The 15,558-nt window shown below is 41.3% G+C and carries 18 protein-coding genes and 1 riboswitch; of the genes, 15 read left to right on the top strand and 3 right to left on the bottom strand.

Going from position 1 to position 15,558, the window contains the following annotated elements; all coding sequences use genetic code 11:
• Nucleotides 1-124 precede the first annotated feature (124 nt).
• Nucleotides 125-1,036 (top strand): DUF4349 domain-containing protein, encoded by a 912-nt coding sequence (locus IHV12_RS07495; RefSeq protein ID WP_197190442.1) that lies wholly within the window; start codon nucleotides 125-127, stop codon nucleotides 1,034-1,036.
• A 127-nt stretch (nucleotides 1,037-1,163) separates the two neighbouring features.
• Here the strand turns inward: IHV12_RS07495 and IHV12_RS07490 are convergent, their stop codons facing one another.
• Entirely contained in the window at nucleotides 1,164-1,394 is a 231-nt protein-coding gene (locus tag IHV12_RS07490) for an IDEAL domain-containing protein (RefSeq protein ID WP_231618116.1), read from the bottom strand.
• Between the two features lie 369 nt (nucleotides 1,395-1,763).
• A riboswitch (TPP riboswitch) is annotated at nucleotides 1,764-1,869 on the top strand.
• 95 nt (nucleotides 1,870-1,964) lie between these two features.
• Between IHV12_RS07490 and thiD the strand changes: the two genes are divergently transcribed.
• The 9 genes from thiD (at nucleotide 1,965) to IHV12_RS07445 (ending at nucleotide 8,226) form a co-directional block, all read left to right on the top strand.
• Nucleotides 1,965-2,777, top strand: coding sequence for a bifunctional hydroxymethylpyrimidine kinase/phosphomethylpyrimidine kinase (gene thiD / locus IHV12_RS07485; RefSeq protein WP_197190872.1), 813 nt, complete (start codon nucleotides 1,965-1,967; stop codon nucleotides 2,775-2,777).
• Nucleotides 2,764-3,666, top strand: coding sequence for a hydroxyethylthiazole kinase (gene thiM, locus IHV12_RS07480; protein ID WP_231620684.1), 903 nt, complete (start codon nucleotides 2,764-2,766; stop codon nucleotides 3,664-3,666). Before thiD ends, thiM begins: the two co-directional genes overlap by 14 nt.
• Nucleotides 3,663-4,340 carry a thiamine phosphate synthase gene (gene thiE, locus IHV12_RS07475; protein ID WP_197190441.1) on the top strand — a complete coding sequence of 226 codons (678 nt, stop codon included), beginning with the start codon at nucleotides 3,663-3,665 and terminating at the stop codon, nucleotides 4,338-4,340. Before thiM ends, thiE begins: the two co-directional genes overlap by 4 nt.
• Before the next feature lie 2 nt (nucleotides 4,341-4,342).
• Nucleotides 4,343-4,855, top strand: a complete 513-nt coding sequence (gene thiW, locus IHV12_RS07470; RefSeq protein WP_370568798.1) for an energy coupling factor transporter S component ThiW — start codon at nucleotides 4,343-4,345, stop codon at nucleotides 4,853-4,855.
• Nucleotides 4,856-4,922: 67 nt separating this feature from the next.
• Complete coding sequence (locus IHV12_RS07465; protein WP_197127372.1) at nucleotides 4,923-5,165, top strand: hypothetical protein; 243 nt, start codon at nucleotides 4,923-4,925, stop codon at nucleotides 5,163-5,165.
• Between the two features lie 172 nt (nucleotides 5,166-5,337).
• Complete coding sequence (locus tag IHV12_RS07460; protein ID WP_197190440.1) at nucleotides 5,338-5,940, top strand: winged helix-turn-helix domain-containing protein; 603 nt, start codon at nucleotides 5,338-5,340, stop codon at nucleotides 5,938-5,940.
• Nucleotides 5,937-6,146 (top strand): hypothetical protein, encoded by a 210-nt coding sequence (locus IHV12_RS07455; RefSeq protein ID WP_197127374.1) that lies wholly within the window; start codon nucleotides 5,937-5,939, stop codon nucleotides 6,144-6,146. Before IHV12_RS07460 ends, IHV12_RS07455 begins: the two co-directional genes overlap by 4 nt.
• 15 nt (nucleotides 6,147-6,161) lie before the next feature.
• On the top strand, nucleotides 6,162-6,743 hold the full coding sequence (gene clpP / locus IHV12_RS07450; protein ID WP_066392681.1) for an ATP-dependent Clp endopeptidase proteolytic subunit ClpP: 582 nt from the start codon (nucleotides 6,162-6,164) through the stop codon (nucleotides 6,741-6,743).
• A gap of 244 nt (nucleotides 6,744-6,987) precedes the next feature.
• On the top strand, nucleotides 6,988-8,226 hold the full coding sequence (locus IHV12_RS07445; protein ID WP_197127375.1) for an MFS transporter: 1,239 nt from the start codon (nucleotides 6,988-6,990) through the stop codon (nucleotides 8,224-8,226).
• Between the two features lie 82 nt (nucleotides 8,227-8,308).
• Here IHV12_RS07445 and IHV12_RS07440 read toward each other — a convergent pair whose 3' ends face one another.
• Together IHV12_RS07440 and IHV12_RS07435 are read right to left on the bottom strand one after the other, a co-directional pair.
• Entirely contained in the window at nucleotides 8,309-9,160 is an 852-nt protein-coding gene (locus IHV12_RS07440) for a DUF1206 domain-containing protein (protein WP_197190439.1), read from the bottom strand.
• A gap of 19 nt (nucleotides 9,161-9,179) precedes the next feature.
• The gene (locus tag IHV12_RS07435) at nucleotides 9,180-10,268 is read right to left on the bottom strand and encodes an AI-2E family transporter (protein WP_197127377.1); all 1,089 of its coding nucleotides are present in this window, start codon (nucleotides 10,266-10,268) and stop codon (nucleotides 9,180-9,182) included.
• Nucleotides 10,269-10,422: 154 nt separating this feature from the next.
• Here IHV12_RS07435 and IHV12_RS07430 point away from each other — a divergent pair, with 154 nt between their 5' ends.
• From IHV12_RS07430 to IHV12_RS07410, 5 genes are all read left to right on the top strand, one after another.
• Complete coding sequence (locus tag IHV12_RS07430; RefSeq protein WP_197190438.1) at nucleotides 10,423-11,439, top strand: LacI family DNA-binding transcriptional regulator; 1,017 nt, start codon at nucleotides 10,423-10,425, stop codon at nucleotides 11,437-11,439.
• A gap of 88 nt (nucleotides 11,440-11,527) precedes the next feature.
• Nucleotides 11,528-12,259, top strand: coding sequence for a ThuA domain-containing protein (locus IHV12_RS07425; RefSeq protein ID WP_197190437.1), 732 nt, complete (start codon nucleotides 11,528-11,530; stop codon nucleotides 12,257-12,259).
• Between the two features lie 27 nt (nucleotides 12,260-12,286).
• Nucleotides 12,287-13,321, top strand: a complete 1,035-nt coding sequence (locus tag IHV12_RS07420; protein WP_197127380.1) for a Gfo/Idh/MocA family protein — start codon at nucleotides 12,287-12,289, stop codon at nucleotides 13,319-13,321.
• Nucleotides 13,318-14,373, top strand: coding sequence for a Gfo/Idh/MocA family protein (locus IHV12_RS07415; RefSeq protein WP_197190436.1), 1,056 nt, complete (start codon nucleotides 13,318-13,320; stop codon nucleotides 14,371-14,373). The genes IHV12_RS07420 and IHV12_RS07415 overlap by 4 nt, the downstream gene beginning before the upstream one ends.
• 1 nt (nucleotide 14,374) lies before the next feature.
• Nucleotides 14,375-15,343, top strand: a complete 969-nt coding sequence (locus IHV12_RS07410) for a sugar phosphate isomerase/epimerase family protein (protein WP_197127382.1) — start codon at nucleotides 14,375-14,377, stop codon at nucleotides 15,341-15,343.
• Nucleotides 15,344-15,558: the final 215 nt, after the last annotated feature.

Raw genomic sequence — 15,558 nt, 5'->3', positions numbered from 1 at the left:
AATCATCAGACACTATTTTATCACAAAAATGTCTCAGAAAAAATCATTCAATAGGTTGGTTTTTTTGGGAACTGAAACCTTTTTCTTCTAAAAAGCGTCTAAGCGAAAAAGGGGGTATCACGATATGTGGAAAAAATGGAAATTGTGGGTATTTGTTGCTGTACTTCTGTTGAGTGCATGCAGCAGTGAGAGCAGTTCGAAAAGTGATAAAGCTATAGATCAAGATAGTGGTGGGACACAGTCAGAAGCCAAGGTAGAGAGTTCATCAGAAGAGGGAAGTAGGAATGGTGAATCAGATAATGATAAAGCGGAACAGCAACTAAAAAACCAAAGGAAAGTAATTTATAACGCTGAACTCATGATCGCAGTGGATAAATTGCAAAGCTCGATGGAGACTGTTCGAGAAACGGCAGAGAAGACAGGCGGATATATCGTTGAGTCTACTACTAGTATAGGTGAAAAGAATGATGAATCTGGTGTGATGGTTGTTCGTGTGCCGATGAAAAGTTTTCGTGTGTTTTTAGATGATGTTCGAAGTTTAAGTAAAGGAACACCATACGAAAATGTTACTGGAGAAGACGTTACAGAAGAATATGTTGATCTGACTTCACGGTTGAAAGCAAAGCAACAAGTTAGGGAACGTCTTGAGGCTTTTATGAAGGACGCACAGAAGACAGAAGACTTATTAAAGATATCTGGTGACCTAGCTGCCGTACAAGAAGAGATAGAACAGGTAGAAGGGCGCTTAAACTTTTTGAAAAATCAAAGTGATTACTCAACGGTTACGATACAATTTGAAGTGAAAAATTTAAAAGCGCAAGAACTTCAAACAGAAGGGTTAAATACGTGGGCAAAAACGAAGGTGCTTTTTATGGATACGGTGAACTTTTTAATGTCTGCGATTTCATTAATTGTAGTGAGTATTTTAGGATTAGCACCGATTTGGCTGATCGTAATTATTGTGGTTTATGTATGGTGGCGGAGACGAAAAACAGAACAAAAGAAAAAGCCGGAATCACCGACAACTATGTCTTAAGAGATGTGTGTTTAACTTGTCAGTAACTGGGACGTCAGAAACACCCTCTGCAGCACGGATGATCCGTTTGCTGAAAGGGTGTTTTGGCTCTTACGGCACCTTTTAAGTGGTGTGCCGTTTTAAAGCACTAGCTGAGAAACGCTTTGTATTCTGCGCTTAATTTCATAAAACGTTCTTTATCTTTTGTATCCAAGGCAATGTCAATTTCTCTCTCATAATACGCTTTGTAATAATTGTGAAGGGCCTCATCTAATACCATTTGGGCAATAAGGCTGAAGGCAAATGGGTCTCTTTTTTGTTGTTTGTATTGCACCATCTCATTTTGGTTCTTGTTAAAAGAAGTGTTTTTGTCTTTCATCCTGTTTCCCTCCTTAAAATTATCTCCCTATCCAATTAACCTTTTATGTTTCTAGGTTTCTACTAGTATACTGAGCAAGATGCCTAATGACAACCATTTTATTTGAAAATTCTGAAAAAATTTATACATTGTATCTAAAGTGCTATGTTTTCACCACCTTTTGGAAAAAATGTTAATGATTTGTCATTTTTATTTCTGTTTGCTGCTCTTTGTTACAATTGTTTAAATTCTATTTTTTTTATGTTGTAATAGTGTGTTAGTTATTATTTCCCCGTATTTAAAGATGGTTAAACTTTTTGAAACACGTAACCTAAAAATAATTGACATTATTGTTTATGTATGAGTAGGATTGTGTTAACTCAATAATGTCATTTTCGCTAGGGGTGCTTATTTTAAGCTGAGAGAAGGTTATGACCTTCGACCCTTTGAACCTGATCCAGTTCATACTGGCGTAGGGAAGCGGTGTGGATAACAGTTTCCTTTATGAAATGAAATTTTAAGCCACCCGCCAATCAGCGGGTGGCTTTTTTTGCATTAGGAATTAGGAGGTAGATGAATATGGGACAACTGATAAAGGTAAGTAAAGCACTTACGATTGCAGGATCAGATAGTGGCGGTGGTGCAGGTATTCAGGCTGATCTAAAGACGTTTCAAGAATTAGGCGTGTATGGTATGTCGGTCCTTACGGCAGTCACTGCACAGAATACGACAGGCGTTCAAGGCGTATATCCAGTTTCTATAGAAGGTTTAGAAGCTCAGTTAGCGTCTATAGGCAGTGACTTGACGCCGGATGCGATAAAGACTGGAATGCTCTTTTCAGGTGATTATATTGAGAGAACAGCTTATATGATAACTAAATTCGGATGGAAAAACGTAGTGGTCGATCCAGTTATGATCGCAAAAGGTGGGGCAACATTGTTAGGAGAAGAAGCATTACATGCTATGAAAACATGTATGCTACCGCTCGCGAAGATCGTCACACCAAACATTCCTGAAGCTGAAGCATTAACAGGTATAACGATAAACAGCAGCGAGGCTAGAGAAGAGGCGGCAAGAGTTTTGTTTGATTCGGGTGCTGATCATGTTGTAGTAAAAGGCGGACACTTTGGAAACGGTGAATTTGTTTCGGATCTCGTATTTAATGGCATAGAGATGATTGAACTTGTAGAGAAGCGGATTCAAACGAAAAATACTCACGGAACGGGTTGTACGTTTTCAGCAGCATTGGCTGCAGAGCTTGCATACGGGAAAAAGGTCGATAGTGCGATCGTGCATGCTAAGAAATATATACAGACCGCAATTGAACATGGAATCGATGTTGGTTCAGGTCATGGACCGGTCAATCATTTTGCCTATAGGAGGATTGCACATGAACAATACTAGGATACAAGAATGGAAAACGTTTGTTTCACAGATTAGAGCAGAAAAGCCACTCATTCATCATATAACGAATAATGTCACCATGAACTTTCTGGCCAATGGAGTCCTCTCAGCAGGAGGGAGTCCAATGATGGTGCATGACGCATGTGAAGTTGAAGAAGCTGTAGGGGTTGCCGATGCGTTAGTCCTGAACATTGGAACAATAGATGAAGCTTCAGCAAAATCTATGATACTCGCACTTCGTAAAGCATTGTACGCTGAGGTTCCAGTTGTCCTTGATCCAGTAGGAGTAGGTCTATCATCATTCAGGCAAGAGCTCGTAAAGAAGTTGTTGTTTGAATATTCAGAATTTAAGGGGGTCAGACCCCGAACAATTCTGACAATTTGCGGAAATGCTGCTGAAATGCAGTTTCTGGCTGAAGGGGCTTGGGAAGGAAAAGGTGTGGATGGTGATTTGGCGACGTCTGAAGATGATCTGATCAAGCTTGCGGGGGCTGCGGCAAAGCAAACAGGCTGTCTTATCGCCATGACTGGAAGTAAGGATGTTATTTCAGATGGTGAAAAAGCTATCGTGCTTTCTCATGGGGATCCGATGCTTTCTTATGTCACAGGGACAGGATGCTTTGCTACCTCAATGGTAGCTCTATATCAAGCCAACCTGAAAAAAGAAGTCACGAAGGAGACAGTAAACATGCCAGTCTTAGAACGAACCGCATTAGCTATATTAATGCTTACTAAAGCGGCAGAAGAAGCTGTTAAAACTGCTCAAGGACCAGGAAGCTTTCAACAAAATCTTCTTGACCAGCTTTTTCAGTTAGAGACTACCCATGAAATATTTCATGAAACAATCCACTGGCAAGATCACATGTTGAAGGAAGGGGCAAATAGATGAGAACCAAAGCTAAAACACGTTTAGAACAAAATCTATCACTTTATTTTGTAGCTGGAACGATGAACTGCAGTTCACCAGAAGATTTTTATCGTATTCTCTTGCAAGCGATCGAAGGCGGGATTACTGCCTTTCAGTTCCGGGAAAAAGGTGTGAACTGTTTAAGTGGTCAGAATCAGTTAGAAATGGCAAATCGTGCAAAGAAAGTTTGTGAAGAACATGATGTTCTTTTTATCGTGAATGACGATCTAGACTTGATGAAGGCGGTTGATGCAGATGGCCTTCATGTTGGTCAGACAGATGGAAAGCTGGATATCATACGCCGTGAAACAGAAGGTAAACTATTAGGTGTTTCGGCACATACTCTAACTGAGGCAGCCGACGCTATCAAACATGGTGCGGATTATATCGGCGCAGGTCCGATCTATCAAACGTCCACAAAAGCTGATGCGAAGATTCCGGTAGGAGTTGATTTAATCAGAGAACTTCGCAGCAACCAGATAAACGTCCCACTTGTTGGGATCGGTGGAATCACACTTGAAAACGCGAGTAAGGTCATTGAAGCAGGTGCTGATGGTGTTGCAGTTATCTCAGCAATCAGTGGTGCAATAAATCCTACATCCGCTTCCGTTAATCTGCTTCATTCTATCCATCGTGCAAAAGAGAATCGTAAGTGAAGATTTCTGTCCAAAAGATTACTGTAATGGCGATGTTGGTCGCAATTGGGACAATCTGTTCTCATTTGTTTTGGATTCCTGCTGGGGTGGCAAAAGCGTTTCCCGTTCAGCACGCGATCAACGTGATGGCAGGTGTGACACTTGGACCCATTCCGGCAGTTATTATAGCTTTTAGTATCGGCTTGTTGCGTAACTTATTTGGAATCGGTTCATTGCTTGCTTTCCCAGGAGGAATGATCGGGGCATTTGTAGCAGGGTACCTTTATAAAAAGGGAAGAAAGTATGTCTTTGCCGTTATAGGCGAATGGATAGGGACAGGGATCATCGGAGCTATTATAGCAGTGCCAGTAGCTACAGTTTTTCTAGGAACAAAAACTGGCGCATTCTTTTTTGTCACTCCTTTTTTAGTCAGTTCAATTGTGGGTGGAGTAATCGGTTTGTTAGTCATCCGTGTACTTCATAAAAATGTTGCAGCAAAAAACTGGCTAAGATCGAACCAAGAAAAATCTGTATGAAGAAAGGCACCAGATAGGCCTCCACATCGTACACTATGTACTATCAACCGGTGAATAGGGGGCCGATATGATGAAAAAACGTCCAAAACGCTGGGTGTATACAGAAATGGTTCTCATGTTCTTAGGACTACTTTTGGCTATTTATAACGGTAAGACTTGGGAAAGTCCAACTGTATTATTTTCAATCTTGATGGTGATTTTTATTTTTCGTGCAGTAGAGCGAAAAATTTTTAATCAAAAAACGGAATTTTGGTTGAACGCAGGAATGGCCACGGTCTTTTTCATCCTTGGAATCGGACCGTTCGTATAAGGAGTATAAAAAAAGCAGGCTGAAGAGAAGTCAGTCTGTTTTTTTGTTTCTTTCTATAGGCAAACGTATATTTTTTTCAAATCTTTGACAAAATGACGAGTAACGTAATAAAATAATTTTACGTAAAGTTATATTTTTACGTCAGGTCAAATAATGAAGTGAGGTGATGAGAGTGAATAGGAATCAAAGCATGCCAGAGACGTTTATTGTCACAGAACCAGAACAAGCAGCTGCGCTATTGCATCCTGTAAGATCTGAGCTCATAAGTTTGTTAAAGGAGCCGCGTTCTGCGACAGAGCTATCAAAAAGAATGAACGATTCCGCTCAAAAAATGAATTATCATCTTAAAGCACTTGAAAAAGTAGGCCTTGTAGTACGTGCAGGCACAAGGAATGTAAGAAACCTTGTAGAAGTTCTATACGTAAGTGTCGGCCGTTCGTTTTTATTGTCAGATTCACTAGGTCTCTCTGCTGACACGATGAAAAAGCTCCAAGATCAAACCGCTCTTGCTCATGTGTTATCACTCACTGAGAAGATCAAACGAGATGCCATTTCCTTAATGGAGCAGTCGGAAGATGAAGAGATACCAAGCGCAGTGATGGAAATGGAACTAGCACTTTCCAACGTTGAACACCGCAATCATTTTTTGCAGGAATATGCAGATATGCTCACCACTCTCATTCAAAAACACCACAAACCGAACGAAGAGAATGCAAAGATGTACCACGTTTCAATGGCGATGTATCCAAAACCTGAAGGAGGCGGCACAACGTGAATAAGGAGAATAAAAGTACGGTTATCCCAATCAATCGCGAAGCAGCAAGTGATGATACTAACATCATTCCTATGAAAACAGAAGTACAGGTTACAGAAACAGAAACGGTACAGGAACCAGCTAAAATTATTTTTATCACATCAGGATTTGGAAAAATACATGTTACACCAAAAACAAATACAAACCCGATGGCAATCGCAGCCTAACTAGGAGGAAGACAGATGAATCTAATTCCAATGGTAGTAGAATCTACAAATCGCGGAGAGCGGTCTTACGATATTTACTCACGCTTGTTAAAAGATCGAATCATTATGCTGGGGAGCGCGATCGATGATAACGTAGCAAATTCCATCGTTGCTCAATTACTCTTTCTAGCAGCTGAAGATCCTGACAAAGACATCTCCATCTACATCAACTCACCAGGAGGTTCTGTTACTGCGGGGCTAGCGATCTATGACACGATGCAATTCATTAAACCCGATGTTTCGACTATCTGCATCGGCATGGCGGCTTCAATGGGAGCTGTTCTCATGGTAGCTGGTGCAAAAGGCAAGCGTTATGCGCTTCCGAACGCAGAAGTGATGATACACCAGCCGTTAGGTGGAACACAAGGGCAGGCATCAGATATGGCGATTCACGCGAAACGCATCTTACAAACACGCGAGTTGTTGAATAAGATCATTTCTGATCGATCCGGCCAGCCGATTGAAAAGGTGGAAAAAGACACAGACCGTGATTATTTCATGTCTGCAGAGGAAGCATTAAAATACGGGATCATTGATAAAGTGATCGAAAAGATCTAGAAATTGAATAAGAGCAAGGTAAGAAGCCAGCCATGAACCATGGGCTGGCTTCTTGTATGGGGTCAGTCCCCAAACAATTTATTTCCCGTGTTGTTTTGAGATTTTCTTCGCGGGTGTTTGCTTCATTTTGAATGTAAAATACGTGCGATTTCGTTTTGGTCTATCTGAATATGGTAATCTAATGTAAGTTACATAATTTAAAAGTGTATGAGCTTTTAAAGATAAACGAAAGAAGGAATGAAGGATGTCAGCTCCAACAGGCAAGTCGATAGATTCATCTTCTAACCAACAAAAAACGATCTATTCCATTCTTTTTGCCATAAGTTTTGTACATTTATTAAACGATTCCATGCAGGCTGTTATACCAGCTATCTTTCCAATTTTAGAGAAATCAATGAATCTGACTTTTACTCAGCTTGGATGGATTGCTTTTACTTTAAACATCACATCTTCCATCATGCAGCCGGTGATTGGTTGGTATACGGATAGAACAACTTCACCTTATATACTCCCAGTTGGAATGATGGCGAGTTTAGTAGGTATGCTGGGGATCGCGTTTGCGGATTCCTTTTATATGATTATCATTTCAGTTATTGGTATTGGTTTAGGCTCTGCTGTCTTTCATCCTGAAGGGTCTAGAGTCGCTTATATGGCAGCTGGAAACCGTCGAGGACTAGCACAATCCATCTATCAAGTCGGAGGGAATACAGGGAGCTCACTGGCCCCTGTGATGACTGCGCTCGTTTTCGTACCGCTCGGACAGTTCGGAGCTGTATGGTTTACTTCGCTAGCGGCTATCGCTATCTTCGTATTGTTTTATGTTTCCGGCTGGTATGCCAAACAGCTTGTTCATTTCCCGCGTGTTCAAAAGCAAACCGGTGAGAAAAAGAAAATTGATAAGAAACGAAAAAACCAAGTTATCGGAGCGATGGCACTGCTCGTCTTTTTAGTTTTTGCACGTTCTTGGTACTTCTCTGGAATCGGCAACTATTATCAATTTTATTTGATCGATGATTATGGACTTACTATTAGACAAGCACAAATCTACTTGTTTGTTTTCATGGCTTCAGGTGTACTTGGAACTTTCTTTGGAGGACCAATCGCAGACCGGTTAGGAAAACGAAACATGATCTTTTGGTCGATGGTCGGGTCAGCACCACTCGCTTTACTTCTACCCCACGTAGGGTTATGGGCTGTTATTCCTTTGTTTTTCTTGATCGGCTTTATCTTGAACACGAGTTTTTCGGTGACTGTCGTATATGCCCAAGAGCTTGTACCTGGTAGAATCGGTATGGTATCAGGTTTGATCGTTGGTCTGGCGTTTGGTATGGGAGCCCTCGGGTCGGTAGTGCTTGGTAAGGTCGCTGACGTGACGAGCATCTCAAACACGATGTTCTTGATCAGCTTCTTACCGTTAGTCGGATTGTTAACGGTCATGCTGCCTACAGATAAGACTCTTGAGAAATGGTCTTCTGGGGTCTGACCCCAAACAAAGACATTTCTCTTCAATATGTCTTTCTCACAAAAACAAAGCCCCCTGTCTCTTTAGAGACAGGGGGCTTTGTTTAGTTATTCAATCGTCTATATCTGGCACTTGCGAACATGAATATGCCATATGAGATAAAGCCGAGTGATACGATTGCAAGAAGCACTGGACCAAACGGTTGTGACGCAAGCTCCAAGAGTGCGCCATCCAAACCCCGAGTCTCTTTTGGATCAGCAAGTATAGCCGTACGAACTAGAAAGAACGCAATAATCATAAAAACGATACCGCGGGCAGCCATTCCAAATGTTCCAATATAACCGCTCCATCGCCATTCTTTTTTATTCATTTCATTCTTCTTTAAGTCGCGTTTAAATCGATGTGTAAAGGCTCGAAACATAAATACGATTCCTGTTATGGCAAAAACAATACCTCCAATAGCGACTAACAGTTGACCAAAAGGCTGTGAGAGCATTTGTGCAGAAAGCGTTTGGTAAGTTTCATCAGAAGATTTTGCTCTTGCACGAAACAATATGCGTAAAGAACTGATACACATGGCGATATAAACGCCTGCAATAATTAAAAAACCTAACCTATTAAACCATCTTTTCCAGTCATGCTTCACACATTCAGGATCGAAAAGAGCTTTAACAATCTGCCAAAAAGCAAACGCACTCAAGCCTAAGGAAAGCAAAATCAATAATATTGGACCAAAAGGCTGTTGAGCGATCGTATAGAGTGCTCCGTTTGAACTTGCTTCACTCGGATGCTTTCCAATAGACATGATTAAAGCAAGAATGCCGATAATGATGTAAACGATACCTTTTGAAAGATAACCGATACGTGCAGTACGGTGGACCCAAGGGCGATAGGACTCAAAACGACTTTTAATTTTATCTTTAACTGTTGGTTTCTTTACAAAAGGCTGTTTCACGATGAGTACTTTTCTCCTTTCACAGTAAATTACTTCTAGACTCAGGTGGGTTATAGAGCAAGTAAATACGGTATACGTTACTGATGATCGTCTTTAAGACAGCATAAGTAGGGATGGCTAAAAGCAGACCGATAAACCCAAATGCTGCACCTGCCATGAGTACGACTAGGATGATGGTGAGCGGATGGATACGAAGCTGTTTTCCCATGATTTGAGGAGACAAAATATTTCCCTCTACTTGTTGTACAACGAGCGTTACGATTGCGACTTTTACAGCCATAAACGGGTCTTGGATCAAACCTACTAAAAGAGCAGGAAACACCCCGATAAACGGTCCTAAAAAAGGAATCACATTTGTTAGAACTGCAAAAAGAGCAAGCACTAATGCAAACTTTAATCCGATCAATAGATACCCCGCAAACATAAAAATACCTACAAACCAAGCAACGAGAACTTGACCTTTTATGTAGGAGGACAGGGTAGAGTCTATGTCTCTAACAATCGCTGCGACTTCATGCTCCATGTGATGAGGAGTAAACCTTAAAAAATAGTTAAAAAATTTCTTATCGTCAAGCAACAAGTAAAAAAGAATAAAAGGGACCACTAACAATACTAAAGCAATGTTTGTCAATGTGGCTACAAGAGCAATAACATCTTTTGAAACGGTACTTGTAAACTTTTCAAGCCGTTGTGTGGCTAACTTTGTTATATGTGTGCTGTCGACGAATGATTTTTTGCTTCCAGTAATCATCGTGCCTGTCTTTTCAGTAGCTTCACCAATCTTTTTCGGGAAATCGTCAGTGATACTAGAAAGCTGATCGGCTACAACGGGGACGGTTAGCGTGGCAACACTAGATATCGCTAAGATCAAACCGACCATCACTACCATGATGGCTACAAACTTAGGGACTTTTTTCTCCATTAAAAAACGTATGACCGGTCTAAGCAGATAATAAAGCAACCCAGCGATAAACAAAGGAAAGAAAACGCTAGATATAACAAGATAAAGGAAGTCAAGCAGGTAATCAATTTTCCCTAGTAAATAAAGGATCATTAATAGTAAAACTGAGCCTGCGGCGTACTTGAAAAATGAGTGCTGATACCACATTAAATCTGACCTCCATTTCATAATAGTAGTCTTTTCCCTTTTTAGTAATTCGTAATCTTATTTTGATAATAAAATAATTGACTTTTTCTAAGAGCGCTGATAGATTGTAAGTGTAAATGTAAACGTTTACGTAACAAGAAAGCAGGGAGATGTTTTGAATCCGACAATAAAAGATGTTGCTAAGCATGCAAACGTTTCAATCGCTACAGTATCTCGGATTGTAAACGGGTTGCCTGGCTATTCGGAGGAAACAAAGAAAAAAGTTCAGCAATCTATCGAAGCACTCGGTTATCAGCCTAACGCCATCGCACGCGGGCTCATCAACAAGCGGACACAGACGATAGGGGTTCTTTTTCCGGATGTATCCGGAATGCTTTCATCAGAAGTATTAGAAGGTGTAGAGAATGCAGCTCACGACGAAGGGTTCAGCGTAATCGTCTGCAACACGACTTCGAGTGGGAAGAGAACCGTGAAATATTTGAGGCTGCTGCAAGAAAAACGAGTAGATGGAATCATCTTTGCTTCAGAAGATGTTAAAGAAGAGTACTATAAAATCTTTCAAGAGATGAAAGTACCTGTTGTCCTTGTTTCTACGGCTTCATCCAAATACGATTTGCCATTTGTTCGAGTGAATGATTTTGATGGAGCATTTCAAGCTACAGAGTATTTAATTGGAAAAGGTCATAAAGTGATTGGCATGATCGGTGGAAGCGATGAGGATCCGATTGCTGGAGTACCAAGAATGCAAGGATTTCAAAAAGCTCTCGAAAGTAATGGCCTTTCTATTACTAACAAGCACATAACGAAAAATGAGGGTTATCGTTTTCAAAACGGAAAAGAGTCATTGCCACTTCTGCTAAAAAAACTGCCAGATATGACCGCATTATTCGCAGCAAGTGATGAGATGGCCATTGGAGCAATGTCTGCTGCACATCAGTTAGGAATAAGGGTGCCAGAGGAACTATCAATCATCGGTTATGATAATCTGAAGATTGCTGAGATGTGTTATCCGCCACTAACGACTGTATCTCAGCCGTTAAAGGATATGGGACAGACCTCAGGTGAAATGCTAGTCAGTTTGATTAAAGGTGAACAACAAGAAGCAAAAAGCCGTTATATGCCTTTTAACATTGTGGAAAGGCAATCAGTCAGTGAATTTCGTGACAAGTAAAAAGCGGGTTAACTCAAAGCTTCATTTTTATTTGGGATTTACGTAAACGTTTACGTAAAATGCTTACACACATAGGAGGAAGTTATAAATGATTAAAGTAACAGTTTGGAATGAAAACCGCCATGAGCAGAAAAATCCAGTAGTAAAAGAAATATATCCAAAAGGAATTCATGGTGCTATTCAAGAATTTCTAGAAAAAGCAGGGCATGATGTGAACACAGCAACACTTGATGAAGCTCAGCATGGTCTAACAGAAGAAGTATTAAACAACACGGATGTGTTAGTTTGGTGGGGACACTTAGCTCATGATGAAGTAGAAGATGAAATCGTAAATAAAGTTTATCAACGCGTTCTTGATGGAATGGGTCTACTCGTTCTTCACTCTGGTCACTTCTCAAAAATATTTAAAAAGCTGATGGGAACATCGTGTGACCTTAAGTGGCGTGAAGCTGATGAAAAAGAACGCATCTGGATTGTTAATCCAAGCCATCCGATAGCAAACGGACTTGGTGAATACATCGAGCTTGAAAAAGAAGAGATGTATGGGGAGCATTTTGATATTCCTGCTCCAGATGATCTTGTATTTGTCAGCTGGTTTGAAGGTGGAGAAGTGTTCCGATCAGGAGCAGCGTACAATCGTGGCAAAGGAAAAGTATTCTATTTCCGTCCGGGACATGAAACGTATCCAACGTATTACAACGAAGATGTGCAAAAAGTGATCACGAATGCAGTATCATTCTTAGCTCCTTCAGGCAGTGAAGCTCCAAAATACGGAAATGCAAAACCGCTTGAAGCAATCTCAAGCAAAGTGAAAATATAAAGCACCCACTATAAGGAGGAAATACTCATGACAATTAAAGTTGGAATTATCGGTTGCGGTAGTATCGCACAACATCGTCACCTTCCAGAATATGCGGCTAATGGAGACGTAGAGATCGTTGCTGTTTGTGACATCATAAAAGAGCGTGCTGAATCAACACAGTCGGTATACGGAGGAAAGATCTTTACGGATTATAATGATCTTCTTGCACTTGAAGAAGTTGATGCAGTAAGTGTTTGTACGCCTAACTTTCTTCACGCACCGATTTCAATTGCAGCTTTACATGCTGGAAAGCACGTTTTATGTGAAAAACCGATGGCAACATCGCTTCAAGAAGCAGAGGAAATGATCGCAGCAGCAGAAAAGAGCGGAAAAACGCTAATGATTGGTCATAATCAGCGCTTTGTTCCGGCACACCAGAAAGCGCGTGAGCTGATTGCGTCTGGTGATATCGGAAAAATTTACAGCTTCCGAACGGCTTTTGGGCACCCAGGACCCGAAGGCTGGAGCGTAGATGGTGTGAACAGCTGGTTCTTTAAAAAGGATGAAGCGTTTATCGGTGCAATGGGTGATCTTGGAGTTCATAAAACAGACTTGATCCGATACATTCTTGGAGAAGAGATTGCTGAAGTTGGTGCTTTTGTTGAGACGAGCGCAAAAGAGTTTGCTTCCGTTGATGATACAGCTGTTTGCGTGTTGAAAACAGAGAGCGGGGTCATCGGGACATTGGCCGCTAGTTGGTCTTACACGGCAAAAGAAGATAACTCTACAATTATTTATGGTGAAAAAGGAATCCTTCGATTAGAAGACGATCCGAAGTATTCTTTAGTCGCACAATATACGAACGGAAATGTTGTACGCTACGAGATGGGTGCGATTCAAACGAATGATAACCAATCTAACTCACATGTGGTAGATCACTTTATTGAAGCGCTCGACTCTGGTAAAGCTCCACTAATCACGGGCGAAGAAGGTAAGCGTTCATTAGCTGTTATCCTAGCTGCTTTAGAATCAAACGAGAAGAAAACGATCGAAAAAGTTAAAACAGGAGTTCACGCATGAAACTAAGAGTTGGGATCATCGGGGCAGGCGGCATCGCACAAGGCCGTCATATCCCCGCTTTTCAAAAGTTAGGAGAAAAAGCAGAAGTTACTGCGATTAGTGATGTAAACGTGGATGTTGCCAAAAGTGTTGCTGAAAAATTTCACGTACCGAACTATTTTACGAGTTATGTAGAGATGTGGCCTTTTGTAGATGCTGTTGTTATCTGTACACCTAACAAGTTTCATAGAGAGATTACAGTTGCAGCATTAGATGCAGGCAAACATGTTTTATGTGAGAAACCGATGGCGATGACCGTTGAAGAATGCGCAGAAATGGTAGAAGCAGAAAAACGATCAGGAAAAGTATTATCGATCGCCTATCACTATCGATACATGAAAGAGTCGCAGGCTGCAAAACGCATCATGGAAGCAGGAGAGGTTGGTAATCCTCTTGTTGTTCGTGTACAAGCGCTTAGAAGAAGGAAAGTTCCGGGTTGGGGCGTATTTACAAATAAAGAACTTCAAGGTGGCGGAAGCTTGATCGACTATGGCTGCCATCTGTTGGATCTGACGCTTTGGCTCCTAGATAACCCGATTGTGAGTGAAGTATCTGGACAAACGTATAACACAGTGAGTCGTGAAGCAGAACAAGTGAACCAATGGGGTTCGTTTGATGCAGAAACGTTTGAAGTTGATGACCACGTAACGGCATATATTCGTCTTGCAAATGGGGGAACAATTCTGTTTGAAACATCATGGGCGGCAAATATTCCGGACGATGCAGAACTGCTTCGTATTTCTGGTGATAAAGGCGGGCTAGATGTCTTTCCACTTACGGTAAATAAAGCGGTAAATGGTATGATGACGACAACTAAAGCAGATTGGATTCTTGGAGAAGATGATCCCGGTCTTCCTCAAGCAGAGAATTTTGTGGACAGCTGTTTAGGTAAAGCAGAACCACTTGTGAAAGCTGAAGAAGCGATGAATACTTCACGCGTAATCGAAGCGATCTATGCTAGCAGTCTTATGGGAAAAGGTATTCAACTAGGACATGAAAAAGGAGTGAAGTAGCATGAAATTAGGTGTGTTTACGGTTTTGTTTTCACAAAAATCATTTACAGACATGCTTGACTATGTGAAAGAAGCGGGAGTGCAAGCTGTAGAGATTGGAACTGGAAACTATCCAGGAAACGCTCACTGTCCGCTTGATGAACTACTTCAGAGTGAAGAGAAGCGTTCACAATATCTACATGAAGTAGAAAAGCGAGGTTTGACGATTTCGGCGTTCAGTTGTCATGGAAACCCGTTATCTCCAGACGAGGCTTTTGCAAAAGAATCACATGATACTTTTGTAAAAACTGTTGAACTGGCTGAATTGATGAATGTACCAGTGGTAAACTGTTTCTCTGGTGTACCGGGTGACTCTGAGAATGCAAAGTATCCAAACTGGCCCGTTTCCCCTTGGCCGAACGAATACAGCGATGTGTTGAAGTGGCAATGGGAAGAGAAGTTGATTCCGTATTGGCGCACGTGGGGTCAATTTGCAAAAGAACATGGAGTGAAGATCGGCTTAGAGCTTCACGGTGGTTTCTTAGTGCATACTCCATATACGTTACTGAAGCTGCGTGAAGAAACATGTGACGCGATCGGTGCGAACCTTGATCCATCCCATCTTTGGTGGCAAGGCATCGATCCTGTGGCAGCAATCAAGATTCTTGGAAAAGCTGGAGCAATCCACCACTTCCATGCAAAAGACACATACTTAGATCAAGACAACATCAACATGTACGGATTAACGGACATGCAGCCATATGGCGCTGTTCAAAACCGCGCTTGGAGCTTCCGTTCAGTAGGCTGTGGTCACTCTGTTCAAGACTGGTCAGACATGATGAGTGCCCTTCGTACGTATGGTTATGACTATGTAGTAAGCATCGAGCATGAAGATCCGATCATGTCGATCGACGAAGGATTCAACCGCGCGGTGAAGAACCTGCAGTCAATCCTCATCGCCGAGCAGCCAGCCGAGATGTGGTGGGTCTAGGGGTCTGACCCCACACAAATACAAATCTACTAAATTTGTATTTGTGGAGTGAACACTCCCTAGCGGTTAACATTCAAGTCTCAAGCTCTGAGAAAACCTGTATTCCAGTTAATGGAATACAGGTTTTTGTTTATGAAATTAAATGTTGAATCTCATTAATTAAAAAATGATTTGACAGTTCATACCAATATCACATATAATTTCAAAAACATATG

The organism is Fictibacillus sp. 7GRE50 (assembly GCF_015903875.1).
Lineage (GTDB): Bacteria > Bacillota > Bacilli > Bacillales > Fictibacillaceae > Fictibacillus > Fictibacillus phosphorivorans.
This window is presented reverse-complemented; position numbering and strand designations above follow the sequence as displayed.

What these genes read in the sequence shown, in the direction of transcription:
- IHV12_RS07465 (WP_197127372.1), top strand. Translation starts at nt 4,923, where the DNA reads ATGATGAAAAAACGTCCAAAACGCTGGGTGTATACAGAAATGGTTCTC.
- IHV12_RS07410 (WP_197127382.1), top strand. Translation starts at nt 14,375, where the DNA reads ATGAAATTAGGTGTGTTTACGGTTTTGTTTTCACAAAAATCATTTACA.
- thiM (WP_231620684.1), top strand. Translation starts at nt 2,764, where the DNA reads ATGAACAATACTAGGATACAAGAATGGAAAACGTTTGTTTCACAGATT.
- IHV12_RS07425 (WP_197190437.1), top strand. Translation starts at nt 11,528, where the DNA reads ATGATTAAAGTAACAGTTTGGAATGAAAACCGCCATGAGCAGAAAAAT.
- IHV12_RS07420 (WP_197127380.1), top strand. Translation starts at nt 12,287, where the DNA reads ATGACAATTAAAGTTGGAATTATCGGTTGCGGTAGTATCGCACAACAT.
- IHV12_RS07490 (WP_231618116.1), bottom strand. Translation starts at nt 1,394, where the DNA reads ATGAAAGACAAAAACACTTCTTTTAACAAGAACCAAAATGAGATGGTG.
- thiE (WP_197190441.1), top strand. Translation starts at nt 3,663, where the DNA reads ATGAGAACCAAAGCTAAAACACGTTTAGAACAAAATCTATCACTTTAT.
- IHV12_RS07445 (WP_197127375.1), top strand. Translation starts at nt 6,988, where the DNA reads ATGTCAGCTCCAACAGGCAAGTCGATAGATTCATCTTCTAACCAACAA.
- IHV12_RS07435 (WP_197127377.1), bottom strand. Translation starts at nt 10,268, where the DNA reads ATGTGGTATCAGCACTCATTTTTCAAGTACGCCGCAGGCTCAGTTTTA.
- IHV12_RS07495 (WP_197190442.1), top strand. Translation starts at nt 125, where the DNA reads ATGTGGAAAAAATGGAAATTGTGGGTATTTGTTGCTGTACTTCTGTTG.
- clpP (WP_066392681.1), top strand. Translation starts at nt 6,162, where the DNA reads ATGAATCTAATTCCAATGGTAGTAGAATCTACAAATCGCGGAGAGCGG.
- IHV12_RS07415 (WP_197190436.1), top strand. Translation starts at nt 13,318, where the DNA reads ATGAAACTAAGAGTTGGGATCATCGGGGCAGGCGGCATCGCACAAGGC.